Genomic DNA, 24,167 nt, shown 5'->3' with positions numbered 1-24,167 from the left:
CTGCTGAAAAAGTACTGAAATCGCGGATGGACGACGGCAAAGCCACAGGTCAGGGCGTTGGGCATATATCGGAAAGCGGCTTTTCAGCAGCCTGCTAGCTAGGAGGTGCGATGCGACGGATCCCCGCGCTCGATGGATTGCGCGCCGTAGCAATTGCGGTAGTGGTCGGCTACCACATCGACAGTGCCGTCGTGCCTGCAGGGCACTACGGTGTCTCCCTGTTCTTCGTCTTGTCGGGCTACGTGGTCACCGGCTCGCTGTGTGCCGAGATGGACCGGACCGGTCGGGTCGACCTCGGCTCGTTCTATCGACAACGAGTGCTCCGACTGCTTCCTGTCCTTCTGGCCGTCTGTCTCGCAATGGTCGCAGTCGGGACCGACTGGTCCCACTTGATTGCGGTGCTCGGCTTCTACGCCAACTATGCGCGAATCGAAGGTCTCGACCTGGAGCGGCTGACGCACACCTGGTTCATCGCGGTGATCGCCCACTTTTACGTGCTGTGGCCGCTCGCCATCGCTGCAATACGAGCCAGGCATCGGACCCGCATCGTCGGAGGCCTGGCGCTGGCTGCCATCGCCTGGAGAGCAATCGCGATCGAAGTCATGTCGCCAGGCTGGGTGTACAACGCGACCGACACCAACGCTGCGGCACTTCTGGTGGGGTGTTATCTGGCCGTCGCTCGGCCCACCACGTGGCGGTTCGCGAGGTGGTCGGTTCCGGCGCTGCTGGCGCTGATGCTGGTGCCCGCATTCGGCAGCACGGGCACAACCGTTCTCTGGGGCGGTTTCGTGGCCCTGGCGCTCAGTGCGCTCACGGTCCAGTACGCGCTGACTGGCCCCGTATGGTTGGCGAACCGGGTCCTGTTGCGGGTCGCCGAATTGTCCTTCGGGCTCTACCTCTGGCACTACGTGTTCATCCGCTCTGACATCGCCCTCTGGCTGGCCCTCGTCCTCACCGTCACGGCGACCACCGCCTCGTGGTATCTCCTCGAACAGCCGGTCCTGCGCTGGGCGGCAAGGCGGAAGGGTCAGGCTCGGACTCTTCCAGCGCTATAGGCGTAACGGCCGGCGCCATGAAGAGATCCCCCTTCCGACAATGGCTCGCTCTGGCCGTTGCTTTGATCTTCGCGATCTCCGTCGTGACGGTGTACGAAAGGGAGATCACGGCAGACGGTGATGCTCCTGCCATTCCCGTCGACGGTGACGGGGCGGTCGACGTGCCGGCACCGAACGAGACGGACGGCGGGGTCACAACGACGACCGAACCGGTAGAGGACGTGTCCGCGGCGCCAGTTGCACCTCCTCCATTCCCGAACCAGTTCGAGCCTTCGCCCAATGAGGTGCAGGCCGACGCCAAGCGGCTCGGTGCCGTGGTGGCCTACCAGATCACGAACTACGGCCCGGACTCGTCGGTGAATGAATTGGCGGCGGGCGTGACAGCCGATCCTGCTCGTGCCGACGCGCTCGCGAGGGGGGCGGCGACCGTGCATCACCCCGGGATGTGGTCACGCGGCACGATCGAGTACGCCCAACTCGGCGGTCACTTTGACGACCGGATCTCGATAATGGTCGTGATCCACCAGGAATTGGGTGGGGAGGGCACAGCGGATGCCGAGCGAGCCGAGACCCGGACGATGGACGTGCGCCTTATGCGGGGCGCTTCGGGTGCGTGGGAGTTCGAGGAGCTCGCTTCGGCCGGAGGTCAGCCGGTCGCTCGGCCTGCGGACCTCTCGCCCCTCGCCGCCTCGGTGGTCGACGATCCCCGAATCGACCTCCCCGATTCGGCGATCTGGGACATCTACTCCGGGGACACCGATCATGCGCTGCTCGAGGCGATGCTCGACATCGCCGAGCGAACCCCCTACTCCGTCATCGTGTTGAAAACGGGACACCCGCACAACGTGTTCGGAACGGGTAGGTTAAGCAATCACACGGTGGGCCGGGCGGTCGACATCCACGAAGTGGACTCGGAGCTGGTAATCGACTCGCACGACGCGACGTCATCGATCTATGCGCTATCCGAGTGGCTGGTGTCGCGGCATGACATCAGGGAGTTCGGAAGTCCGTGGCGGTTCGACGACGCGGTTGCGCACAACTTCACCGACGAGGTTCACCACGATCACCTCCACGTGGGCGTCTTCCCGGAGTTGTAGTCCTCGCCGGGGCCATTCCATTGCACGAGGTAGCCGTTGGCTTGGGGTTCTCTGGTCCACAGCGGCTTTCTCCAAGTGACCTGGAGAATGCGGTTCCCGGCGGTTGCGGTGACGTTGCGGGGGCGCCGCGATTCGCATCGGCGCTTCCCCCCGTTGACCGGTCAGGCGGTTAAGACGGGCTGGTTGACCGCGGTGTCACGGTAGTGGGCTTCGTATTCGTCGGGTGTCCGGCAGTCCAGGCTGGTGTCGATTCGGTCGCTCATCTGATAGCCCAGCAGCAGGCGGCTGCCCAGGTCGAGCACCACCGCCAGGTACAGCCAGCCTTGGTCGGTGCGCACGTAGGTGATGTCCGACACCCACGCCCGGTCCGGGGCGCCGGGAGCGAACCGGCGGCCTACCAGATCGGGCAGCTTCGGCGCCGAGCGTGCCGGTGTGGTGGTGCGCTTGGGCCGCCGCGGGCGGATCTCGGCGATCTGGTGGGCTCTCATGAGCCTGGCGACACGCTTGGGGTTCACCCGATGCCCTCTGGCTCGCAGCTCAGCGGTCACCCGAGGCGACCCATAGGTGCCGCCCGAGGCGGCATGGATCTCACCGATCTCTGCCGCCAAGGCCGCCTCGGCCCGAGTGCGCGACCCCGGCCGTTCACCTGACAGGGACCCCTCACAACCGGTCCAGTTGGACGGTCGACGTGTGCAGGCCGACCGATTCGTTCGCCACCAACGGTGAGTGGGTGCAGCGGCGGTCTGGCGTGCCACCGCGGCGAGGAACCGGTCCGAGATCTCGTGCTCGAGCAGCCGCTTAAGCAACAGGTCCCTGGCGCAGCCGCTTACATTGCGAGCGCACCGAGTACGACGTCATCAGCACCGATGCCTTGGGCAGCTCCTTGCTAGTTGCAGAGGCCGCTGTCGCTGACGCCGCGTTCGCTGTAGCACAGAGGCGTGGCGAAGACCTCCTGGAGCGTGAACGTTCTTGCTTCGGCGTCTGTGTCGTCGTCTCCCGACGAGCCACCGCTTGAGGTGGCGGTTATGTGCAGCCGGTAGCCGTGAATCGAATCATCAGGCAGGCCCACGACGTCGATGATGATCCCGGCGACTCCGCCGGATACGACGTTCGAGGGCGGCTCGTCGGAGAACACCGCTGCGATCGTGTTGCCGAGCCGTGAATCGAATCATCAGGCAGGCCCACGACGTCGATGATGATCCCGGCGACTCCGCCGGACCCGCTCGGTACCCCGCTGGCTACGACGTTCGAGGGCGGCTCGTCGGACTTGAACACCGCTGCGATCGTGTTGCCGAGCTCGGTCAGCGTTGCCGCCGTCGGTGCTGCGCCGAGCTGGCTCGTGACTTCGTCGATCGCACTGAGGCGTGCCTGGGGGGACAGCGCAGCGAGATAACGGCTGCTGGCCCAGCCCAAGATTGGGCCGGCTTGGATCTCGTGCCACGTGGAGGTGCGCAAGTCGCGACTGCGGCCTGTCGCGGTGAGGCCGTCGACGCTCAACGACCCGAGAACCACCCCTGCGTCGACGTCACGGACTTGCAGAACCTGGTCGCCCTGTCCTCCGAGCCGCAGATTCAGCTTGGCGACGATTGTTCCGTTGGGCGTGTCGCGTACGTTGAGAGCGCTGGTGTGTCGGATGCCGACGATTCCCAGCTGTGTGCCGGCCGCGGGTCCGAATTCCGACGGCTCGCCGGGCAGCTCCTCTGTGGTGCCGGGTGCCGCAATGGTCGTGGTGGGCGTCAGCGTGGTCTCTGGTGCGACGGTGACGAGGGGGACCGTACCGGCGACAGTCTGCGAGGTCTCGGCAACGGTCGCCTGAACAGGCTGATCGGGGACTTCTGAGGTTGAGGGCGCCTGGGCGGCGGTGACGTCGGCTGGAGCCGGTACCTGATAGTCGGTGTCGCGCAACGAGACGAACAGCGCGAGCACCGCAATCACGAACGCTGCACCCGCAACCCCGGCCGTGAAGTTGTTGGACATCGCAGGTGCACCTCCTGTGCATGTGCTGACCGTCTGGCCAAGCGCAACAGTGCCCAGAGAACCACAGACTTGGTGTCTCGGTCGGGCACTCTCTACCGGACACTTCGACTTCTTGAATTTCTGAGCCTGCTATTGGCCGGATTCAATCGGTCGTTGCAACACTGGTCTGTTGGAGCGAGGTTTGGTGCTCGTTGAGGGCTTCGGCGGGTGTGCGCCAGTCGAGGGTATTGCGTGGCCGGGTGTTGAGGGTGTGGGCGACGGTCCGGAGGTTGTAGGCAGTCCATCGGGTCAGGTCGGCGGCAACACCGCCCCATCTCCCTGCTGTTCCTGCATCGTTGACATGACTGCCTCCTGATCGAGGTGACCGGTCAACTGGGGGAGGCAACCCATCCCCGAACACGGTGGCTTAGATGCCACGCAGATGCGGATTGCTCGTCAGTAACCCGCAGCCGAACCGGTCAGCGCCCGAGGGTCGGCAGCGCCGGCGAGGACACCGTCGTGCACCTCGATGAGATGCGCATGCCCGTAGGAGTTGTCGTGCGGGCCGTCGGTGCCGACCCGGTGGCCGCGCCGACCCAGGTCGGCGACGCCGTCGGCGCTCGCCCACGCCGCATGGCCCTCGATCCGCAGTTCGACGTTGCCGGGGTCGGCCCACGTGTCGAAGCCTGTTCCCTCGGCCGCTCCCCAGCGCCAACGTCCAGAACCGATCGACGCCGCCGGATCGGAGCCGAGACACAGCGAGCGGGCCAGCACCTGCAGCAGAACCTGCGGCTGGGCATCGCCTCCCATGGTCCCCACTACCGAGCGCAGGGAGCCGTCTGCGCGCTGGACGATTGCGGGGGCAAGAGTGTGTGGCGGACGGCGCCCTGGTCCGTACTCGGCGGGATGGCCCTCGGTCAGATTGAAGCCGATCCCTCGGTTGTGCAGGCTGATGCGGTGTGTCGGGGTCCACAGCCCCACACCCCAGCCTCCCGCATTCGACTGGATCAGCGAGACGCCCATGCGGTCGGCGTCCACCGCCGCGAGGTACATCGTGTCACCAGTCCCGGTCCCGGCGCCGAGCGGTGCCACGGCGTCTGGCGAGATTGCCGCACGGCGCGGCGCGAGCCGGTCGGGCGCAATCAGAGCGGCGCCGTCTGCGGTGTCTGAGAGCACCTCGGGCCGATCCCAGCCCGCTTGTTTGGCCGCTTCGGCCAGCAGGTGGGCGAAAAGCGGATCGTCCGGATCCGATGGCAGGTCCAGTCCCGCGGCGATCCAGGCGCCGGCAAGGGTGAGGTAGCCCTGCGAATTCGGCGGCACGGTCCAGACGCTGTGGTCCCACGCACTCACGTGCTCAGCGGCGTCACCCAGTCGGCTTGCGAGCGGGCCAAGTCCGCTGCGGTGTATTCGCCGGAGCCCAGTTCGATGAGATCCCGGCCGAAGTCGCCTTCGTAGTAGGCCTCCCGGCCGCCGTCGGCGATCTCGCGCAGCGCTGTACCGGCGCCCGACCGGGCAATGAGGTCGCCTGGTTGGCTCTGTGGCGAGTAGTCCTCGGAGTTCGCGACGCCGTCGAGCAGCGAGGTCGCAGTCGCGCCATGGGGCGAGAGGGGAAAGCCTCCGCTCGCGAGATCGATAGCAGGAGCCAGCACCTCGGCCAGGGGCGCTCGCCCGAACCGTTCGTGCAGGCTCACCCACCCGTCGACGCACCCGGGAATCGGGACACTGCGGATGTCGGAGCGGAAGCGCATCCGCGTTCGGCCCTCGGCACGCAACCCATCGGGGTCGGCACCGCTCCCGGCCCGACCGCTGGCATTGAGCGCGGCGGGGGCCTCGCCGTCAGTGTGATGGACGAGCGCCCACAGGTCGCCGCCCATGCCGCACATGTGCTGGGTGGTGACCGCAAGCACCGCGGAGGCGGCCACCGCAGCGTCGGCCGCTGAGCCGCCGGCACGCAGCAGTGACACTCCGGCTTCGCTTGCGAGGTGGTCGACGCTGCACACCATGCCGCTGCGGGCGTAGCGGGTGGCGAACGGAACCTGCGGTCGGGATCGACTCATGGATCGAACGGTAGACCCACCCAGCGACACCTGCCTCCGGACTGACTGGTCGTGGCCGTGTGGGTCGTCAGGGCAGCAGCACGTTGGGATTGAGCAAGCCCTCCGGGTCGAGCGCTCGTTTGATGGCGCTGAACGCGGCCAGCTCAGCCTCGGTGCGGTTGAGGTGCAGTTGTCCGAGCTTGGCCGTGCCGATGCCGTGCTCGGCCGAGATGCTCCCGCCGAGTTCGGCGACGTACCGCAGCACGGCTTCGTCCACCTCTTCGGCAGGTTCAGCCCCGCCGGGACCGAGCACGTTGACGTGCACGTTGCCGTCACCGAGGTGGCCGAACAGCAGCGGCTGGGCGTCGGGGTCAGCCGCCCGGACGACTTGGGGGACGCCGTCCACGAACTCGGCGAGTCGAGCCGCTGGCAGCGTCACGTCCAGCTTGTGGGGGATGCCGGCCGCCGAAATCGCCTCGGTGACGTTCTCGCGGAATGCCCACAGCCGCTGGCGGGCAGCAGGGTCGAGCGCCACTGCCGCATCGACCACGAGATCGGCGAGCTCGTCCACGGCAGTGCCGAGCTCGTCGCTGGGATCGGTGCGTGCAGCAGCCTCGGCGATCAGCCACGCGGCACCGCTGGAGCCACTGGCAAGGCGGCCGACGGGAGGGGCGACGCCCAAGTGGGCCGACACGAGCGCCATCGCCGTGTCGAATACGGCTTCCAGCGCGTGCAGCGAGGCGACGGTCCGGCGCAGTGCCGCAGCGGCGGCGACAGCGTCCTGGGCAGTTTCGAAGGCCAGCAGGGCGGTCGCGCGCTCGGGCTGTTGAGGGTGCAAGCGCAGCCGCACCCGCGTGATGACACCCAGCGTGCCCTCGCTGCCCGCCAGCAGGCTTCCGAGGTCGTAGCCGGTGTTGTCCTTCTCCAGGCCTGCAAGGTGGCTCACGATCGAGCCGTTGGCGAGCACTGCTTCGATCCCGACGACCTGGGCACGCATGGCGCCGTACCGCAGCACGTTGATGCCTCCGGCATTGGTGGCAACCATGCCGCCGATCGTTGCCGAGTCGCGTGCGGCGAGGTCCACACCGACGGTGAGTCCGGCCGCTGCAGCATGGGATTGGGCATCGGCCAGCGTGACCCCGGCGCCTACCGTCACCTGGGACGCCAGCTCGTCCACTGGCTCGCAGAAGTCCAGACGCCGCAACGACAGCACGGCTTCGCCTGAGAGCGGCACGCTGCCGCCGACGAGTCCGGTATTGCCACCTTGAGGCACGACGGCAATGTGAGCGGCTGCCAGCACCGCCATCACGGCGGCCGTCTCGCCGGTGTCAGCGGGACGCACCACCAGCGGCGTCGAGCCCTCGAAACGGCGGGTCCAGTCGACGGAATAACTCGCTGTGATCTCGGGGTCGCACAGGACGTGCGCCTTGCCCACGATCCCCGTGAGCTCGTCAACGACAGCCGGATCGATCGCGCCAATGCTCATGTCCCCAAGCTCATGACTCGAACCTCATGAACCGACTCTCATGGCCCAATCCCTTCGCCACCTTCGGGCCTGTTTTCCCGCTCTGTCATGACCTCGAGCAGAACCCTCGGCTCGTCGGTCATGATGCCGTCGACACCGATGTCGAGCAGGCGGTCCATCTCGGCGGGATCGTCGATCGTCCACACGTGCACGGTCAGTCCGGCCCGGTGCGCATAGTCGACCAGGCGGCGGGTCGCGAGCGGGATGGGGCCTCGCCGCAGCGGGATCGAAGCGATGCGGCCACGGAACGGGCGCCTCTGCAGCAGTCGGCTCCGCGACCCGAGCCGCGGTCTCAGGCTCGGGTGGGCCGGAAAGCCCACGCCGCTGAGCGCCGCGAGGCGGGCGATCTCACGGGGACTGAAGCTCAAGCAGACCCCATCGCCGAAGGCTTGGTTCAAGCGAGCCAGCCTGGCGTCTGAGAATGAGCCCACACATACACGGTCGAGCACGCCTGGCCGTCTCAGCGCCTCGATCAACGGTTCAACGGCGGCATCGGTCTTGGGATCGATGCTGATGCGCACATCGTCGAACGTGTCAAGCAGCTCCTCGAGTCGGGGAATCGGCTCGCCGTCGACGCGGATTTGAGACACTTCGCTCCAAGTCATCTCCGAGATGCGTCCGTGACGATCCGAGCTCTGCGCGAGCTCTTTGTCGTGAAAGATCGCGAGCACTCCGTCGGACGTCGCTTGCACATCGGTCTCGAGATAGCGGTATCCGAGGCCGACTGCTCCCTCGAATGCGGCCATCGTGTTCTGCGGCCACACGGCACTGCCGCCGCGGTGGGCGATCGGCACCGGACCCGGTTCGTCCAGGTACGGATGATGCGACGTCACAGCGCAAGTATCGCCGCCAGGCAGTGCAGTGCCGCCGGTACCGTCGTGTCGATGTCTGATGGCGAGACTGGGGCAACCGATCCCGAGGGCGACCATCCGTCGCCAGCAGATGCTTTTGCCACGTGGGCGGTCAGCGAACCGGTGCCGCTCGACCGGGCGGCGCTGAGCATCGCAGCCCATTGCCGACCAGAGGGGGTCGACGAAGCTGCGGCGTTGGCCGAGCTGGACCGTCTCGGTGCAGCGGTCCGCGAGCCCACGCCGAACGCCGTCGTCGAGCTGCTCTTCGACGACGAAGGGTTCGGCCCCAATCGGGGCCGCTTCGCAGATCCGGCGAACAGCTACCTCGACCTCGTGGTCTCGCGGCGGCTGGGGATACCGATCACGCTGGCTGTGGTCACGATCGAAGTGGCTCGCCGCGCCGGTGTCGTGCTGCACGGTGTCGGCATGCCGGGCCATTTCCTGGTCGGCACCCCCGATCCGGAGATCTTCATCGACGCTTTCGACGGCCGCTTTATCGACCACGCTGGTGCTGTGGAGATCTTCACCCGCTTCGAGCCACGGCAGCCCTTCGACGCTTCGTTCCTCCAGCCGACACCGCCGGGGGGGATCTTGCTGCGAATGCTGAACAACCTGCGGACGCTGCATATTCGTCAACCCGATGCGCCGTCGCTGGTGGCTGTGCTGGAACTCCTGACGCGGCTGCCCGGTTGCCCGCTCGACGAGTTCATACGGCTGGGTCAGGCGCTGGCAACGCTGGGACGGCCCGACGAGGGTGCCCGGACCCTGGAAGCAGCCGCGGAACGGTTCGGCGGCAGCGATGCCGAACACCTCAACAACGCAGCAGTGCGCCTCTGGGCCCAGCTGAACTGACAGCGGTCGAACGTCACCGACAACGGCGCACACATCGACAACTAGGGCATTGGCACCGACCTTCTCGCCCGCCGCGCTGCGCAACGCTGCTCGCTGCCTGTCCTGCGTGGATCCAGCGAGCTGACATGCAGTCGACGAGATTCTGCGGATTGCGCTGAGCCTGTCGCGGACGCTCGGCGGGATTCCCGGCGGGCGGGGGGCCATGCTCAACAGCGGCAGCGGCACGAGCGACCCCCGCATCGAACTGAAACACATTGAAAATATTTGAAATTTCCATCGATTTCTGAGATCGTCGGCATTCCATGCCGTTCTTCGCGACGGAGGCAGGTTGACCGAATTCGACAGGGCTCAGGAGACGCTCGCGAAGTGGAGGACGAGCCAGACGGGGGTGCGCTTCTCCGATCTGGCCAGGGTGTGTCGCGTATACTTCGGCGAGCCTCGGCGCAGCGGGAGCCACCTGATCTACCGGACACCTTGGCAGGGCCTTCCAAGAGTGAACATCCAGAACCACAGCGGAGACGCGAAGCCGTATCAGGTGCGTCAGATCCTGCGTGCCATCGACTTGATGGAGGCCAGCAATGAATGAACCTCGGTACCAGTACCGAGCGTCGTGGTCGGATGAAGACGATGCCTGGATCGGCGTGTGCAACGGGTTCCTGCTTGTGAGCCACGTCGCACCGACAGAGGCAGACTGCCTCCGCGGTATTCGTGTGCTGGTGGATGACATCGTGGCCGACCTGCAAAGCAACGGCGAGCCGCTGCCACGGCCGCTCCCTTGGGATGCCTTCGACGCCCGGTTTCTCGACGCAGCAGTCGGCTCGACCAGTTGAACTAGGCCGGCGGGCAGCCCTGGGGCCGAAGCGAGGCGTGCGGGCTACAAGCCGATGGCCAGGTCGGGGCGTCCCCGCAGGTGGGTGCGCTCGTTGACCGAGAGCACGCTGCGATGACCGCGGCTCGAGGCGAAGACTCGTGTCACCGACGTGTAGTCGACGTCGAAGCGCAGAAACGTCTCGGTGTCGAAGCCGAGGCAGCGGGCAAGGTAGGCGTTCACGACGCCACCGTGGCAAGCCACGGCCACACGCTGGCTGCGGTGATCAGCGACGATCTCGTCGACGGCGCTGTTGGCGGTCGCAACGAAGAGGGCGGACCGTTCAGCGTCACCGAACGAGCCGCTCGCCAGCTCGTTCCACTGCTCACGGTCGGTTTCCTTCATCACTTCCATCGGGACGTATGCGGGGGAGTCACGGTCGAACTCGCTCAAGCCGTCGCGCACCGCTGGTCTCAAACCGGTGGCGGCGCCGATGGCCTCGGCGGTTTCCAGCGCTCGGCGCATTGGGCTGCTGTACAGCGCATCGATGCCCATCTCCGCCATCCACCCCGCGACTGCGTCAGCCTGCTGCCGGCCGATCTGTGACAGCGGCGGATCTGCGGGCTGCCCGTCGTGGCGCACGACAAGTTCCGGTTGGCCGTGGCGGACGAAGACAAGTTCCACGGCGGGTGACCCTATTGGGCGGCAGCGATTCACGTTGGCTGGATGGCTTGACGTGAGCGGTACGGTGGTATCACATGGCAAGACGGACCAAGATCATCGCCAGCGTCGGACCAGCCTGCAGCGACGAGGCAACCATGCGGGCCCTGATCGAGGCGGGCGTTGACGTCTGGCGCCTCAGCCTGGCTCACGGCACGCTCGACGAGCAAGTCGAGACGTTCCGGCGGCTGCGTGTCGTCTCGCAGGAGTCCGGGCGACACATCGGAATCCTGATTGACCTTCCGGGTCCCAAGGTCCGCTGTATGCCGTTCCCTGAGGGCGGCTGCGAGATTGCTCAAGACGCCGTGCTCTCGCTGGGCATCGAAGGCGACGCGAGCACCGCCGACCGGCTGGTCGTCGACTATGAGGGCCTGCTGACCGACGTGGGCCCAGGCGATCAACTGTCCTTCGGCGACGGCAACGTCGTCCTGGTGATCGAGGATCGTGCCTCCAACGCCCTCAAGACCCGCGTTCTGCACGGCGGCCACCTCGAAGGCCGGCCCGGCTTGCATGTCGACTCGTCCAAATTGCGCATGAGCACGCCGACCCCGCACGATCTGAAGCTGGCCGACACGTTCATCGACATGGGCACCGACATGGTCGCTCTGTCGTTCGTGCGCTCGGCTCACGACATGCGGCGACTGGGCGTCGAGCCGCACCCGCGTGGCCCGCTGCTGGTGGCCAAGATCGAGACCAACGCAGCCGTGGAGAACCTCGATGGGATCATCGAGGCGTCCTCGGCGGTCATGGTGGCCCGCGGCGATCTGGGCGCGGAGTGCAACATCGAGGAATTGCCGCATCTGCAGAAGCGGATCATCGAGGCCTGCGTCGCGCAAGGCCGACCGGCCATTACGGCGACGCAGATGCTGGAATCGCTGCTGCACTCGCCAGTGCCGACCCGAGCCGAGGCCTCCGACATCGCCAACGCGGTGTTCGACGGAACGTCTGCGGTGATGCTGAGCGGCGAGACGGCGATCGGGCACGATCCCGTGAATGCCGTGCGGACCATGGCGCGCATTACCGAGCGAGCCGACGAGCGCTTTGACTATGAGGCTTGGTGGAACCGGCTGCTGTCGGTGCGCCGGCGTGACGATCGCGCCGCCGATTACATGCGCGTGACTGACGGCATCACCCAGGCGGCGTCGAGACTCGCGACCGAGCTGGGCGCTCAGGCGATTATCTGTCTGAGCCGGTCAGGTTTCACCGCACGCAGCATGGCCAGATTCCGCCCGTCGATGCCGCTGCTGGGTCTCACGCCAGAGCCCCGCACGGCGATGCAGCTCTCGCTGTCGTGGGGGACCCGGCCGCTGGTCTTCGGTGAACGCCTGACCCCGGCCGAGTCAGCTATCGAAGCTGTGCACGCTGCGGCACGGACCGGGATGGTGCGATCCGGCGACATGGTGGTGGTGGTCTCGGGCTCGAGCCCCGAGTCTCACGCCACTGACAACCTGCGCGCCATGCGCGTGCCCTGAGGCTGAGCCGACAGGCGAAGCCGTGGCCCGAGCGGCCCGTGAGCGCAGCGAACAAGAGCGGGAAACAAGAAGTTCGGCGACCACGGGCTACCCGAAGCCGAGGTCGACGTTGGGGCGGCCCGAATTGTCCCGACCCAGTTCGATGCGGTCCAGGTTGATGCGATCCGGACCACACAGCGGATTTTCCGGAACCTGCACCGTGCGTCCGAAGACGTCGCACGAGCACGTTTCTTGACAGTCCCGCAAGCCCGACCACTGCACGGCCAGCATTGCGGCGGCGCCGACGAGCACCACCGAGATGAGCACGGCCAGCACAAGCCGCCGAATCAACCGCAGAGCCACGATTGCTGCGACCACCAGCGAGGCGATGCCGCCGACGAGTGCGATGCTCAGACGGTCGGCATCGAGCCATTCGGGCAGCACCCAAACAGAGAGTACGCAGCCTTCCCCCGGCGCACGGGGACCGCTCCGGACTCAATCTTGACTCAGTCCCTGTTTCAATCCCGACGCAGTCCCGGATCAGTCTCAGGGGGCTCAGTAGAGTCCAACTGAGTTCGTTGACGCTCGCGAGGATCGTGCCATGGCTGCCACCCCCATCGACTTGCGCCCCGGCGGCCTGCCCGAGACGGTCCTGGACCCAGCTCCGCCAGCGGCTGCGGCGGCGTGGGAAGCAGCCTTGGGACAGCCAATGGCCGAGCGGGGTGCCGCCCTCGCAACGGTTGCGGCCCGCTGGCCGCGGCTGCTGGAGGCCTGGGCGGAGCTGGGCCGATGCGCTGCGAGCGAGGGCCGCCATGTCGAGGCGTATGCCTATTGCCGGGTGGGGTATCACCGCGGCTTGGACGCGCTGCGGGCAGCTGGGTGGCGGGGCAGTGGCTACGTGCGCTGGGCGGAGCCCACCAATCATGGCTTTCTGTGGGCGCTACTGGGCCTGGGTCGCTCCGCCGCTGCCATCGGCGAGCGCGATGAGGCCGAAAGATGTGCCGGGTTCCTGGTCCAGCTCGACCCCGGTGGTGAGCCGCCCATGGGTGAGTGGCCGCAGGCGTGAGCCCTGCCGGCGTCGTGCTGTGCGGCGGAGCCTCCACGCGCATGGGCAGCGACAAGTCCACTCTTGAGGCGGCGGGCCGACCGCTCGCCCTGTGGGTTGCAGAGGCACTGCGAACGGCCGGCGCGCACCCAGTCGTTGCACAGGGCGGCAGTCCGCCGCCGCCGCTCGCGGCCGAAGCCGACAGCGCGCCGGGAGCGGGCCCGCTTGGGGGTCTCGTCGATGCGCTCGAACGCCACGGCGATGTTCTTGTATGCCCAACCGACGTGCCGACCGTGCCGCCCGACCTGCTGGTCGCTCTTGTCGAGCTCGCTCACCAGACGGGCGCGCCGGTTGTTCTCGCGCGCAGCGACCGGCTCGAGCCCCTGATCGGCCACTACGCCCGCGAGTCGCTTCCGGTACTGCGGGAGGGCCTGAGGGCCGGTGCCCGCGGACCTAAGGCCGTGCTCGACAGCACGAGCGTGCCGACCGTGCCGGTCGCAGCGGCCGACGTGCTGAATGTGAACACACTCGCAGATCTCGCCACCGCCGAGGTGATCCTGTCCGCTCGATCGGCGACCGGGCCCCAAGCATCATGAGCGGTCACCTATGGGTGGACTCCCAGGCTGCGCTCGAGGCGCTGATCGCCGACCTTCTGGCGACTGAGCGCATCGGAGTGGACACCGAATTTCATCGCGAGCGCAGCTACCGCCCCCAGCTTGCTCTGGTACAGATCGCATTCGATGACCAGATCGCCCTTATCGATCCCACCGCGACCGATATTGCGGACTTGGGTTCTGTGCTTGCTTCCGATGTGGTGATCGTGATGCACGCCTGCGCACAGGACATTGAGGTTCTGTCCCAAGAGTGCGGTGCAATTCCGGCGAAGCTCTTCGATACCCAAGTTGCCGCAGGATTCCTGGGCATGAGCACCCCGTCGCTGGCTGCGTTGACTGAACGCCTCCTCGGAGTGCGATTGACCAAGGGCGACCGCCTGGCCGACTGGTTCCAACGACCGCTGCGAACGGCTCAGCGACGGTACGCGGCCGACGACGTCGCCTACCTGGCGCAGCTTCATGACGAGCTTCGCTCCCGCCTGACGGAGCGAGGTAGGTGGCAGTGGGCGCTTGACGAGTGCGAGATGTGGCGCCGCCCGCCCGCTGCGCCCCCGGATCCCGAACAGGCGTGGGCCCGCATCAAGGGCGCACGCCAGCTCCGCGGCTCTCAGCGTGCGGTGGCGTACCGGCTGGCTGCGTGGCGGGAGCGAACCGCCAGCGATCGCGACCTTCCGCTGCGCTTCGTTCTGTCGGACATGGCGCTGCTGTCCATTGCGCAACGGTCACCTGCGAGCGTTCGTGAGTTGCAAGGACTGCGCGGCGTGGACGGCAACCAGCTCCGTGGGGCGGCCGGCGATCGGATCATCGCCGAGGTGAAGCGCGGTCTGGACATGGCACCGGGCGACATTCCCGCCAGTGCGCTGGGCGGGGGACCAAACGTGGATGCTGCACTGCAGCCAGCGGTGCCCCTGGTCGCAGCCTGGGTGGACGAGGTTGCTCGCTCTCGTGGCATCGACCGCAGTTTGCTGGCCACTCGCTCCGATATCGCTGCGTTGCTCGCGGGCGACCCAGCGTCCCGCCTCGGGACCGGCTGGCGGGCCGAAGCGGTGGGCGATGGGATCCGGTCATTGCTGGCTGGAGAGGCCGCGTTGGCATTCGATCCGTCGGCGGGTCTGCAGCTCGAACCCCGGCGGGGCGGATGCGCCTGACCACCGGGTATGCCACGCAGCGGGGTTCCCTGGACGGTAGGGTGACGGGGCACTTCGTAGAACACAAGTGCCTCATCCGACGCGGCTACGGGCAAGCGGATGAAGGCAAGCGAGGCCTCACAGTCGAGCACGAGGAGCCAGCCGGTGAAGAAGGGTCGACATCGCCGCTACGAGGAGGCTCGCAAGTTCCAGCGAGCCACCGCGGAGCGTTTCACCGTCGAGGACTACGACTTCGACAACTCGGACCGTTTCGGCGTGGAGTTCGATGACGAGGATTCGGCTCCCGATGACCAGTACGGTCATCTCGCCGACAAGTACGACGACGACTACCCGGACCTTGAAGCCAAGTACGCCGACTTCGATTCCAGCGACGAAGAAGAAGCTCCGCAGCGCGAGAACGCCTGAAATTCAGCGCCGCTGCCGTATCTCGCCGCCAGCGGTGCCTTCGGGGCGGCACGCATCGCGGACTGGTTCAGTTGCGGTGACGAACGGCCGGATGGGGAAGCAGCTGGGCGGAATTGACGCGCTCGTCGAGATCGGAACGCAGCTCGGAGTAGATGCCGGCCCCGCAGATGGCCGTCAGCTCGTCGCGCAGGACTCGGTACACAGGCCTGCTGCCGACATGGGCCTGTGCCTGCGAGGTACACCACCACGACACGTCGGTGTCGGGCCCGCCCCAGTCCCGTAGCTCCCATTCGCGCACCATCGTGTAGACGTGGCCGGTGACGGTCTCGTGGTCCTCGCGGCGCAGCGGGGCCTGCCAACAGATCTCGGGCTTGGTGTCCATCGGCCGCCGACCGGTCCGCTGCGCCAGCAGGTGGAATGCGCAGCCGGTGCCGGCGGGATGGCCGGCCCGGTTGGCGAACACGCACGCCCCGTCCACCACGCGGGTACGCCACCAGCCATCGCTGTCCTGCCAGAGAGCTTCGGCGGGATCGCAGTGAAGCTGCCAGATCTCGGCATCCAGCTCGGCCATCATCGAGCGGACGTGCGCGAGATCATCATCACTGGTCACATACGCGCCATGGGTACAGCAGCCCAAGGCGAGCTCTGGGGCCGGTTCGGGGTCGATGCCCGGGCAGCCAGCACCGTAGATGCACGTCCAGGTGCTGGTGAGGAATGTCACGTCGAACAGCCATGTGCGGTGCTCGTGCGGATCCTCGAGCGAGAGCCACTCTCGCGCGTCGCTGCTGGGGCTCCCGCTGTTCGGGCCCGGTCCGATATCGGCGTCGGCGATTTCGGAAGCCATCGGCGGCGATCCTATTTGCATAGCCGGTCCGCCCTGTCTGTCGGGTACGGTCACGCCGTGGCTCCAGCGGTCGATGCGGCAGCGGACGCGGCCCTGTTGGCCGACCTGCGCAGCGTGCTCGGCGACCGGGCACGCGACAACGACTTCGAGCGCGGCCTGTACCGGCGCGACGGCTCGATCGAGGGCAGCCTCCCAGCCATCGTCTGCCTGCCGGACACCGCCACGGAGGTCGCCGAGATCGTGCGCATCTGCCGGCATCACGAGCGGGCTTTTCTGGCTCGCGGCTCGGGAACCGGCCTGTCCGGGGGAGCGGTGCCCGTGGGCAACCCGGTGGTCATCGCCACCGCCAAGATGGACCGTATCGTCGAGGTCGACACCGACAACCGTGTCGCCTGGGTCGAGCCGGGGGTGCTGAATCTCGACCTGTCCCGCGCCCTGACGCCGCTCGGATTCCATTTCGCCCCGGATCCCTCCAGCCAGCAGGTCTGCTCGATCGGCGGGAACATCGCCAACAACTCGGGTGGGCCGCACTGTTTGGCGTACGGGGTGACGACGGCCCATATCGCCGCCCTCGAAGTGGTGCTGCCCTCGGGCGAGACCACCACCTTCGGCGGGGTGGATGCGGAGGCGCCCGGTCTCGACCTGCGCGGGCTCTTCGTGGGCTCGGAGGGCACCATGGGCATCGCAACCCAGGCGGCGGTGCGGCTCACGCCGAACGCGCCGTCGGTGCGCACGCTGCTGCTCGACTTCGAAGACGTCAGTGAGGGCTCAGCAGCGGTCAGTGCAATCATTGCCGCGGGACTCGTGCCCTCTGCGCTGGAGATGATGGACCAGCGCGCCATCGAGATTGTCGAGGCATTCGTTCACGCCGGGTACCCGACTGAGGCCGCGGCTGTCCTGCTGGTGGAGCTGGACGGGTTGCCAGGCGGTGTCGAGGCGGGCGTCGAGATCATTCGCGAGGTGGCCCAGCGGCACCACGCCGGCCATGTGCGTGTTGCGGCCGACGACGCGGAGCGGGCGTTGCTGTGGAAGGGCCGCAAGAACGCCTTCGGGGCCGTGGCGCGGATCAAGCCCGACTACTACCTGCACGACACCGTGGTGCCCCGCTCGCGGCTCACAGAGGTGCTCGAGCAGGTATACCGGATTGCCGATGCCTACGACCTGATAGCGGTCAACGTGTTCCATGCCGGCGACGGGAACCTGCATCCGATCCTGGCCTTCGACCGGCGTCAGCCCGGCGTCGACGAGCGCGTGAAGGCTGCCGGGCGCGACATCGTGGCTGCATCCATCGCTGCGGGCGGGGTGCTGAGCGGCGAGCACGGCATCGGCTTGGAGAAGCGGGACTACATGGGGATGCTGTTCAGCGCCCACGACATGTACACCCAGGACCTGGTGCGTGAGACGTTCGACCCCGATGGCTTCGCCAATCCGCTGAAGGTGATACCGACAGGCTCGCGCTGCAGCGATTCGTTCCGGCAGCACGTGCCAGAAGGTGCCTGGGTGTGAGCGCGCAGAGTTCCGTCGCCGGTGCACCGCCGGCAACAGGATCGAGCACCGGCCCGGCTGTGGTCGGTGCCAGCCTGGCGGCGAACATCGCGCCCGAAGTCACAGCATTCGCCCGCGAGGTCGGCGACAGCGATCCGGTCACGGTGGTGGGTGCCCGCACGCATTCCCAAGTCGGCGGTGAATCGACGGCCGGTACGCGTGAGGTGCTGGCGCCAGCAGGCGTCTGGGAGCACGAGCCGTCTGAAATGACGGTTCGCTGCGGCGCCGGCACACCTGCTGCTGTGCTGGTTGCACACCTCGCACACAGTGGCCAGATGGTCCCGCTCGATCCCGCCGACGATGCCGCAACCGTCGGCGGCGTGCTGGCCTGCGGGTTCAGCGGCCACCGGCGGCTGCGCTACGGGCACGTCCGCGATCTGGTGCTGCAGACACGCCACGTCGATGCCGCCGGCAAGGTCGTCACCGCCGGCGGACCCACGGTGAAGAACGTCTCCGGCTACGACCTGCCCCGCCTGTTGGTGGGATCGCTGGGAACGCTTGGCTGCCTGGCCGAGGTGATCCTGCGCACCTTGCCGGTACCGCCCGCGGCGCAATGGCTGGTGGGCGTAGGCGATCCGTTCGCGGCGTTTGGCCTGCTGTACCGGCCCAGCAGCGTCCTGTGGAACGGCACGCGCACCTGGATCTTGCTGGAGGGTGATCCGAGCGACGTCGCAGCCGAAGCGGGCAAGGTGGAGCCGCTGGGCTTCGGCCCCGCAGATGGGGGGCCGTCGATTCCCGCAGCGGGGCGCGAGTCGATGAAACCGTCGGAACTGCGTGCGCTCACCGGCACTCCGGGCGAGTGGATTGCCGAGGTCGGCGTGGGGTTGGTGCATCGACCCGAGCCGGTCCCCCCAGGAGCGGTCGCGCCGACCAACGCAGCGCTGATGACTGAACTGAAGCGGAAGCTGGACCCTGAGGGTCGACTCAATCCCGGCCGGAGCGCCTGGTGAGTACGTTCGCCCTGCAGCTCGATATCGACAGCGACACGCTTGCCTCGTGCGTTGCCTGCGGCATGTGCCTGCCGCACTGCCCGACATACCGGGTGACGGGGGAGGAATCGGCATCGCCGCGTGGACGCATTGCCCTGATGCGTGATGTCGTCGAGCGGGGCGAAGCCGACGCTGCCTTCGTGGAGTTCATGGACGCCTGCATTCAGTGCCGCGGCTGCGAAACGGCCTGTCCCGCAGACGTGCACTACGGCCACATGATGGAGGTCACCCGCGAAGCGCTCGCGACCCAGACTCGGTACCAGCCACGGCTGCGACGGGCTGCCTACCGGGTGCTGGGCATGCCACGCCTGCTTACGGCGGGCTCCCGACTGCTGGCGCTCGCTCAGCGGCTCGGCCTGCTGCGTCTGGCCAGGCGGCTCGGCCGCGGCCGTGCTGCGGCGCGTGGGCCTGGTCGCATCGGGGCGCTTCGATCGCTAGCGAGCGCAGTAGACGCACTGCCGAAGGTGCCATTGCGCCAGCGACCGCTCCGAGCGAGCGGCGATGACGTCTGGCTGTTCACCGGCTGCGTCATGGACGCATGGATGCGGGACACGCACCGGGCTGCCCAGGCAGTCATCGAGGCGACTGGTGCTGGAGTTGCGCTGCCGCCGGCGGGAGCCGCGTGCTGCGGGGCGCTGCACATCCATGCCGGTCTCAGCACCGACGCTCGCCGCCTCGCGCAGCGGGTGATTGCGGCGATGCCCGGAGAGGCCCCGATCCTGGTCGACTCGGCGGGCTGCGGAGCTGCCATGAAGGAGTACGGGCACCTGCTGGGCACCCTCGAAGCCCAACAGTTCGGTGCGCGTGTCTTCGACGTTCACGAGTGGCTGGCCTCCCGCATCGACGAGCTGCCAGCCCGTTCGGAGAGGCCTCAGGATGCGAACGGCACAATGCGTGTCGCAGTGCAGGACCCCTGTCACCTGCGCCATGTGCAGCAGGCGCACATGCCGGTGCGTACCGTGCTCGGCCGTTACGTGGAGATTGCCGAGCTCGACGACGACGGACTGTGCTGCGGCGCTGGCGGCGCGTACTCTCAACAGCACCCCGACATCGCCGCCGCTGTCCGTGAGCGCAAGGTGGCTGCCATCGGGCGCACTGGGGCAGCCGTGATCGCCAGTGCCAATCCGGGCTGCACCTTGCACCTGCGTGCTGCGGGCCTCGATGTTCGCCATCCGCTCGAGATCGTGGCCGAGCACCTCGCTGTGAACACGGGTAGGCAGGCATGAACGACGAGATCACCGAGCTCGCGGATCGCCTCGATGACACTGCTGAACGGCTCGCCGAGCTGTCCATCGAGCTGCTGCAAGGTGCCCTTGCAGATGCCGACACCTCCGAGGCGCGTTCCCGGCTCGAGCGCAGCGTCACCCGCGCCCGCCGGGCCACGATCAAGGCAGCATCGATTCTGCGCGAGTCGGTCAGTCCGTCAGACGCGTATCCCGACAACTAGCGGCCGGGACGACGGACAGTGCGCTCACGGCGCGAACCACAACGTTCCCAGCAGGTCACACCCCGCCTACTGGCTGGTGCGCGTCCCCGACAAGGCACAGACCGACGGCGGGCAATTGCCGGACTGATTCAACTTCTATCCGGAATCTTCCGACTCACTGAGTCTCATGCACCGGGGCATTTCTCCTAGCATTTCTCCCGAAACCGAGAACATGGTTTCTTCAAGCAAGATCTCTTCCGAGGATCCCTCTTCCCTTAGAATTTCGGCAGACATCCCATTGAGTATGGCATCGGCAAGGGCATTGATTGACTCTTCGGAGACACTTTCGACGAGACACCGGGCGCTCTCTTCGGGAACGCCTTCTTCGATCGCCCCTTCTGTTAACGCTGCCAGGACAAATGCCTCCCATTCGACCCAAGACGACAGGGGGTGGACTCCATCGGTGGTTGCAAGTGAACGGTCATGATGACCGTTGCCAACACTTGCGAGCGACCGATGGAGGTGTCCAGTATGGCAGCGAGGCTGAGTTTGGATGAGCGGGTGTTCATCGAGTTGTCGCTCGGGGCGGGCCGCGGCGTCGCGGACGTCGCGCAACGGCTGGGCCGTGATCGGTCGACGGTGCATCGCGAGCTGGCCCGCTGCGCCGACAGGGCGGGCTATGACGCCCGCTCGGCGCACGCGTCGGCGTGCGCCGAGGGCGCGACGCGTTCGGGCCTGCAAGCTGGCCGCCGTCCCTTATCGATACTGACGTTTCGCTGAAGTTCCCGCTGGCTGCGGTGAAGCCGGACGGGAAGCCGACGATGGTATCCCCGGTGTGGTGCTGCACGACTGTCTGCGAGGTCTCGCCTGTGCTGAGGTAGGCGTTGATTGCTGTTTGGGATACCGCGGCGGGTCCGCCGAGCACGATGATGCGCTACTGCCAGCGAAGTCGCGTAACGATCCGGCCCTTACAAGCGCTCAATCTCGGTGTCGCCTGGCGCGGCGCCTGCCCCAGGCAGCGGCACCAACGCCTCAAGCACTAACGAGCACCAATGCAAGCAAGCCCGTCCGAAACGCCAGAGATCTCGTGGACGCGCGGGACGGCAAGCGCAGGCCACCCGAGCGATGCGACGCCCCGTTGTCGTGCAGCGGCTCATTCATGGCTGACTCTCGATTCATCTGGTTGATCCCGGGACTTGGCCCCTGTTGCCGGTCTTGTCCCAGCCCGCCGGGGGGCGCTTCCCCGTCGGCGAGTGAGGTGGTCATGGAACACGTGTAGGGCGATTGTTAGGGTACGGTGACGTCGCCCACAGGTGCTGCACCCTTCAGGGTTCAGTTGGTTGATGTGATCAATAGATCGAGACAGGCTCTGACAGCTCAGAACACCCGGCTTGGTTGCAGGCCGCAACGCTGTACACGGTCGTGGTGAACCCAACGAGGAAGATATGGTTCGGATCGCTGTCATAGTAGCTCACTCTTGGCGCAACGACCACACCGTCTAGATCAACAAAATCAATAACCTGATTGTTGAAACCGGATTGATATATCTGATAGTACGTGGCACCTATTACTGGATCCCACCAGATTCTGGCATCATCGGAACGGAGCTGAAGGTCGACCTTTTCGCCTCCTAAACCCTGTGGGGGTGGCGGAACACTGACTTCACGGTCAGCTTCGGTGACCCCACCGCTAGCCGGCAAGAAACGTGAGCAATCAGCATTGTTACAGGCTCGCACCATATAGTAATATGTGGTGCTTGGCTCCAAATCGCTGTCGACATAGAGGCCTCCAGCCACGTTGGAATCAACGACACTATAGTCGAGCGTCTCATGAGTGCTACGACTTAGTTCATAGTGCGTCACACCATGTCTAACTCTTATTCCTTCGCTAAGGCTATATATCGCAAGGCTCAGTGAATGAGATGTAGCTCTCTGAAGGACTCTAGCAACAGGCCTTATCCTCCCAGACCTGGGGTTGTTGGGCTGTATGGCGTGGTCGCTGTCGATGGTCGAGCATTCCGAGTCATTGCAGGCGACGACCCAGTAGTAATTGTTATACGGGTCTGGGGTGAGGTGGTCGTAGCGAGTGCCCGTTACGCTCGACGCTAATTCGTCACAATAGCTCGCACTACCGAACCGGATGTTGCAATTCGAGGAGTAGGCGTCATCGTGGTAGACCTTGTAGTGAGAAGCTTCGGGCACCGCATCCCAGACCAGGACCATCGCTGTCCAGCTCCAGGTCGCCCGCACACTCGTCGGCGCTGCAGGCGCGCTCCCGGGCCGCTCGGTGTCGGGTGCGGTTGCGGCGCCGACGGTTACGGTCACCGCCGTTGAGCAGTTGTTTGTCGTGTCGGACTCATCGGATGTCGAGTCCACGCAGGCGCCGTAGTAGTACGTCCCCGGTGTGGGCGGCGCGGTCAGCCTGATCGACTCGGCTCCGCTCTCCTGTGCGTCGAGCCGGAACACTGAGTCCGTGCCTGCTGGCGTGTCGGCGGTGGTGATGGTCGGGTCGGCGGAGCGGTAGTAGCGCAGCGTGGTGGACGCCGATGGGCCGCTGCCCTGGTTGCGCACGGTGGCGCTCAGCGTGAAGCGCGCTCCGGCGACAGGAGCGCTGACGTCCACCGTCGGGGTGCCCACCACCAGGTCGGGTGCGGGTTCGCCTGCGTTGAGGTAGGCGTCGATTGCTGTTGGGGATACTGCGGCGGGTCCGCCGAGCACGATGATGTGCTCGGTGCTTGTTCGGAGCCATTGGGCGGTTGTGGGGTGGGGTTGGTCGCGGTCGGTGAGCAGCAGGGGTGCGCAGAGTCGGGCGAGCAGCGGTGCGGCGCTGAAGGAGTCGAACGGGACGCGTGCGGTCGCCAGCCCGGCGGTGGACCGGTCGAAGCAGCGCGGGGCTGTCGAGGAGTATTTTGCCTGGACGAAGTCGGCTGTCGCGGTTGCGGTGCCGAATCGTGTCGCTCCTCCCAGCCGTGTGATTTGTGGTCCGAGCGATGCCAGGTCGCGTTCGACCCCAGCCGAGATTGCCGCGGTTCCGCCCATGATCACCACATGCAGGACGCCTTGTGTTCTGATGTATGCCGCGACATCGGTGTGCAATGTGTCGCGCGGTGTGAGCAGCACGGGATGGGCGCCTCGCGCTGCGAAGGGCCCGGCTACCAGCGCGTCGGCGAATACCGTGCTGTTCGCGACGATCGCGGTGCGCCCGTAGGCGGGCATCACTCCTGGGTTCTCGATGCGCTTGGCGACGGCCACCGACGTTGTCGGCGCGTCGTTGCCGCCGATGAGCTCGGTGTCTGTGACGCTTGACGGCAAAGAGCCCAGCACCGAACGCAGCGCCGTTTCGTTGGCGGTGCCCGCTGCGGCGATCGCCACGACAGTGGACACCTGGGTGTCGGCCAGGAATCTGAGCGCGTCCGCGCTGAGGCCTTGGGGGCTCGCGAGCAGCACCGGGGCGTCCAACGAGCCCGCGAGGCCTGCGGCCACCACCGCGTCAGGCCAGGAAGTGCCCGCCACCAGCACCGCGCTGTCCAACGCTCCGCCGGCTTCCTGGGCGAAACGACGCGCTACCGCCAACGAGGTCGCGTAACGATCCGGCCCTTCCAGGCGCTCGATCTCGGGATCGCCCGGAGCGGCGCCCGCCCCGGGCAGCGGCACCAACGCCACGGCCACAACGAGCACCAACACCAACCCAGCCGCCCGAGACGCCGAGGATCTGATCGGCACGCCACACTCCGAACGCGTCGCATTCATTGCTGTTGCGCATAGTTCTATAAGCAGGGATGATAGCTGTGACTATGTAGC

The 24,167-nt window shown here is 66.6% G+C and carries 26 protein-coding genes; 15 read left to right on the top strand and 11 right to left on the bottom strand.

The features are described from left to right. Positions 1–110: 110 nt before the first annotated feature. Both ACOOHB_RS06620 and ACOOHB_RS06615 read left to right on the top strand, forming a co-directional pair. The gene (locus ACOOHB_RS06620) at positions 111–1,055 is read left to right on the top strand and encodes an acyltransferase family protein (protein WP_420444009.1); all 945 of its coding nucleotides are present in this window, start codon (positions 111–113) and stop codon (positions 1,053–1,055) included. A 17-nt stretch (positions 1,056–1,072) separates the two neighbouring features. Then, complete coding sequence (locus ACOOHB_RS06615; protein WP_420444008.1) at positions 1,073–2,152, top strand: hypothetical protein; 1,080 nt, start codon at positions 1,073–1,075, stop codon at positions 2,150–2,152. Positions 2,153–2,313: 161 nt separating this feature from the next. Here the strand turns inward: ACOOHB_RS06615 and ACOOHB_RS06610 are convergent, their stop codons facing one another. The 7 genes from ACOOHB_RS06610 to ACOOHB_RS06580 all read right to left on the bottom strand — a co-directional run bounded on the left by ACOOHB_RS06610 (position 2,314) and on the right by ACOOHB_RS06580 (position 8,502). Continuing rightward, positions 2,314–2,760 (bottom strand): IS3 family transposase, encoded by a 447-nt coding sequence (locus ACOOHB_RS06610; RefSeq protein ID WP_420444007.1) that lies wholly within the window; start codon positions 2,758–2,760, stop codon positions 2,314–2,316. A 278-nt stretch (positions 2,761–3,038) separates the two neighbouring features. Continuing rightward, a complete protein-coding gene (locus ACOOHB_RS06605; protein ID WP_420444006.1) occupies positions 3,039–3,221 on the bottom strand; it encodes a hypothetical protein in 183 nt (60 codons plus the stop codon). Beyond that, the gene (locus tag ACOOHB_RS06600; RefSeq protein ID WP_420444005.1) at positions 3,176–4,129 is read right to left on the bottom strand and encodes a hypothetical protein; all 954 of its coding nucleotides are present in this window, start codon (positions 4,127–4,129) and stop codon (positions 3,176–3,178) included. The genes ACOOHB_RS06605 and ACOOHB_RS06600 overlap by 46 nt, the downstream gene beginning before the upstream one ends. A gap of 435 nt (positions 4,130–4,564) precedes the next feature. Further along, entirely contained in the window at positions 4,565–5,458 is an 894-nt protein-coding gene (locus tag ACOOHB_RS06595; protein ID WP_420444004.1) for a gamma-glutamyltransferase, read from the bottom strand. Next, a complete protein-coding gene (locus ACOOHB_RS06590) occupies positions 5,455–6,165 on the bottom strand; it encodes a gamma-glutamyltransferase (protein ID WP_420444003.1) in 711 nt (236 codons plus the stop codon). The genes ACOOHB_RS06595 and ACOOHB_RS06590 overlap by 4 nt, the downstream gene beginning before the upstream one ends. 67 nt (positions 6,166–6,232) lie before the next feature. After that, positions 6,233–7,630, bottom strand: coding sequence for an FAD-binding oxidoreductase (locus ACOOHB_RS06585; RefSeq protein ID WP_420444002.1), 1,398 nt, complete (start codon positions 7,628–7,630; stop codon positions 6,233–6,235). Positions 7,631–7,668: 38 nt separating this feature from the next. Beyond that, entirely contained in the window at positions 7,669–8,502 is an 834-nt protein-coding gene (locus ACOOHB_RS06580) for a glycerophosphodiester phosphodiesterase (RefSeq protein WP_420444001.1), read from the bottom strand. Between the two features lie 51 nt (positions 8,503–8,553). Between ACOOHB_RS06580 and ACOOHB_RS06575 the strand changes: the two genes are divergently transcribed. The 3 genes from ACOOHB_RS06575 to ACOOHB_RS06565 all read left to right on the top strand — a co-directional run bounded on the left by ACOOHB_RS06575 (position 8,554) and on the right by ACOOHB_RS06565 (position 10,202). After that, positions 8,554–9,372, top strand: coding sequence for a SirB1 family protein (locus tag ACOOHB_RS06575; protein ID WP_420444000.1), 819 nt, complete (start codon positions 8,554–8,556; stop codon positions 9,370–9,372). A gap of 328 nt (positions 9,373–9,700) precedes the next feature. Continuing rightward, positions 9,701–9,958 carry a toxin HicA gene (locus tag ACOOHB_RS06570; RefSeq protein ID WP_420443999.1) on the top strand — a complete coding sequence of 86 codons (258 nt, stop codon included), beginning with the start codon at positions 9,701–9,703 and terminating at the stop codon, positions 9,956–9,958. After that, entirely contained in the window at positions 9,951–10,202 is a 252-nt protein-coding gene (locus ACOOHB_RS06565) for an antitoxin HicB (RefSeq protein WP_419920322.1), read from the top strand. Before ACOOHB_RS06570 ends, ACOOHB_RS06565 begins: the two co-directional genes overlap by 8 nt. Before the next feature lie 44 nt (positions 10,203–10,246). Here the strand turns inward: ACOOHB_RS06565 and ACOOHB_RS06560 are convergent, their stop codons facing one another. Further along, positions 10,247–10,864, bottom strand: coding sequence for a histidine phosphatase family protein (locus ACOOHB_RS06560; RefSeq protein WP_420443998.1), 618 nt, complete (start codon positions 10,862–10,864; stop codon positions 10,247–10,249). A 74-nt stretch (positions 10,865–10,938) separates the two neighbouring features. On the opposite strand from ACOOHB_RS06560, the gene pyk reads away from it, so the two are divergent. Then, complete coding sequence (pyk, locus tag ACOOHB_RS06555; protein ID WP_420443997.1) at positions 10,939–12,372, top strand: pyruvate kinase; 1,434 nt, start codon at positions 10,939–10,941, stop codon at positions 12,370–12,372. An 87-nt stretch (positions 12,373–12,459) separates the two neighbouring features. Here pyk and ACOOHB_RS06550 read toward each other — a convergent pair whose 3' ends face one another. Next, entirely contained in the window at positions 12,460–12,795 is a 336-nt protein-coding gene (locus ACOOHB_RS06550) for a hypothetical protein (RefSeq protein WP_420443996.1), read from the bottom strand. 157 nt (positions 12,796–12,952) lie between these two features. Between ACOOHB_RS06550 and ACOOHB_RS06545 the strand changes: the two genes are divergently transcribed. The 4 genes from ACOOHB_RS06545 (at position 12,953) to ACOOHB_RS06530 (ending at position 15,563) form a co-directional block, all read left to right on the top strand. Further along, the gene (locus ACOOHB_RS06545; protein WP_420443995.1) at positions 12,953–13,417 is read left to right on the top strand and encodes a DUF3151 family protein; all 465 of its coding nucleotides are present in this window, start codon (positions 12,953–12,955) and stop codon (positions 13,415–13,417) included. Beyond that, the gene (mobA, locus tag ACOOHB_RS06540) at positions 13,414–13,992 is read left to right on the top strand and encodes a molybdenum cofactor guanylyltransferase (protein WP_420443994.1); all 579 of its coding nucleotides are present in this window, start codon (positions 13,414–13,416) and stop codon (positions 13,990–13,992) included. Before ACOOHB_RS06545 ends, mobA begins: the two co-directional genes overlap by 4 nt. Continuing rightward, complete coding sequence (locus ACOOHB_RS06535; RefSeq protein ID WP_420443993.1) at positions 13,989–15,158, top strand: ribonuclease D; 1,170 nt, start codon at positions 13,989–13,991, stop codon at positions 15,156–15,158. The genes mobA and ACOOHB_RS06535 overlap by 4 nt, the downstream gene beginning before the upstream one ends. Positions 15,159–15,302: 144 nt before the next feature. After that, positions 15,303–15,563 carry a hypothetical protein gene (locus ACOOHB_RS06530; RefSeq protein ID WP_420443992.1) on the top strand — a complete coding sequence of 87 codons (261 nt, stop codon included), beginning with the start codon at positions 15,303–15,305 and terminating at the stop codon, positions 15,561–15,563. A 67-nt stretch (positions 15,564–15,630) separates the two neighbouring features. On the opposite strand, the gene ACOOHB_RS06525 is transcribed toward ACOOHB_RS06530, so the two are convergent. Further along, the gene (locus ACOOHB_RS06525) at positions 15,631–16,407 is read right to left on the bottom strand and encodes a hypothetical protein (RefSeq protein WP_420443991.1); all 777 of its coding nucleotides are present in this window, start codon (positions 16,405–16,407) and stop codon (positions 15,631–15,633) included. A gap of 57 nt (positions 16,408–16,464) precedes the next feature. Here ACOOHB_RS06525 and ACOOHB_RS06520 point away from each other — a divergent pair, with 57 nt between their 5' ends. The 5 genes from ACOOHB_RS06520 (at position 16,465) to ACOOHB_RS06500 (ending at position 21,147) form a co-directional block, all read left to right on the top strand. Further along, positions 16,465–17,913, top strand: coding sequence for an FAD-linked oxidase C-terminal domain-containing protein (locus ACOOHB_RS06520; protein WP_420443990.1), 1,449 nt, complete (start codon positions 16,465–16,467; stop codon positions 17,911–17,913). Further along, entirely contained in the window at positions 17,910–18,902 is a 993-nt protein-coding gene (locus ACOOHB_RS06515; protein WP_420443989.1) for an FAD-binding protein, read from the top strand. Before ACOOHB_RS06520 ends, ACOOHB_RS06515 begins: the two co-directional genes overlap by 4 nt. Beyond that, entirely contained in the window at positions 18,899–20,167 is a 1,269-nt protein-coding gene (locus ACOOHB_RS06510; protein ID WP_420443988.1) for a (Fe-S)-binding protein, read from the top strand. Before ACOOHB_RS06515 ends, ACOOHB_RS06510 begins: the two co-directional genes overlap by 4 nt. Next, entirely contained in the window at positions 20,164–20,388 is a 225-nt protein-coding gene (locus ACOOHB_RS06505) for a hypothetical protein (RefSeq protein WP_420443987.1), read from the top strand. Before ACOOHB_RS06510 ends, ACOOHB_RS06505 begins: the two co-directional genes overlap by 4 nt. A gap of 510 nt (positions 20,389–20,898) precedes the next feature. Next, positions 20,899–21,147 (top strand): helix-turn-helix domain-containing protein, encoded by a 249-nt coding sequence (locus ACOOHB_RS06500; RefSeq protein ID WP_420443986.1) that lies wholly within the window; start codon positions 20,899–20,901, stop codon positions 21,145–21,147. A gap of 569 nt (positions 21,148–21,716) precedes the next feature. Here ACOOHB_RS06500 and ACOOHB_RS06495 read toward each other — a convergent pair. Beyond that, positions 21,717–24,089, bottom strand: a complete 2,373-nt coding sequence (locus ACOOHB_RS06495; protein WP_420443985.1) for a cell wall-binding repeat-containing protein — start codon at positions 24,087–24,089, stop codon at positions 21,717–21,719. Positions 24,090–24,167 lie beyond the last annotated feature (78 nt).

This window comes from Candidatus Poriferisodalis sp., from assembly GCF_965215815.1.
Lineage (GTDB): Bacteria > Actinomycetota > Acidimicrobiia > Acidimicrobiales > Poriferisodalaceae > Poriferisodalis.
Note: the sequence above shows the minus strand (reverse complement) of the source record. Positions and strands in the feature narration are given on the sequence as shown.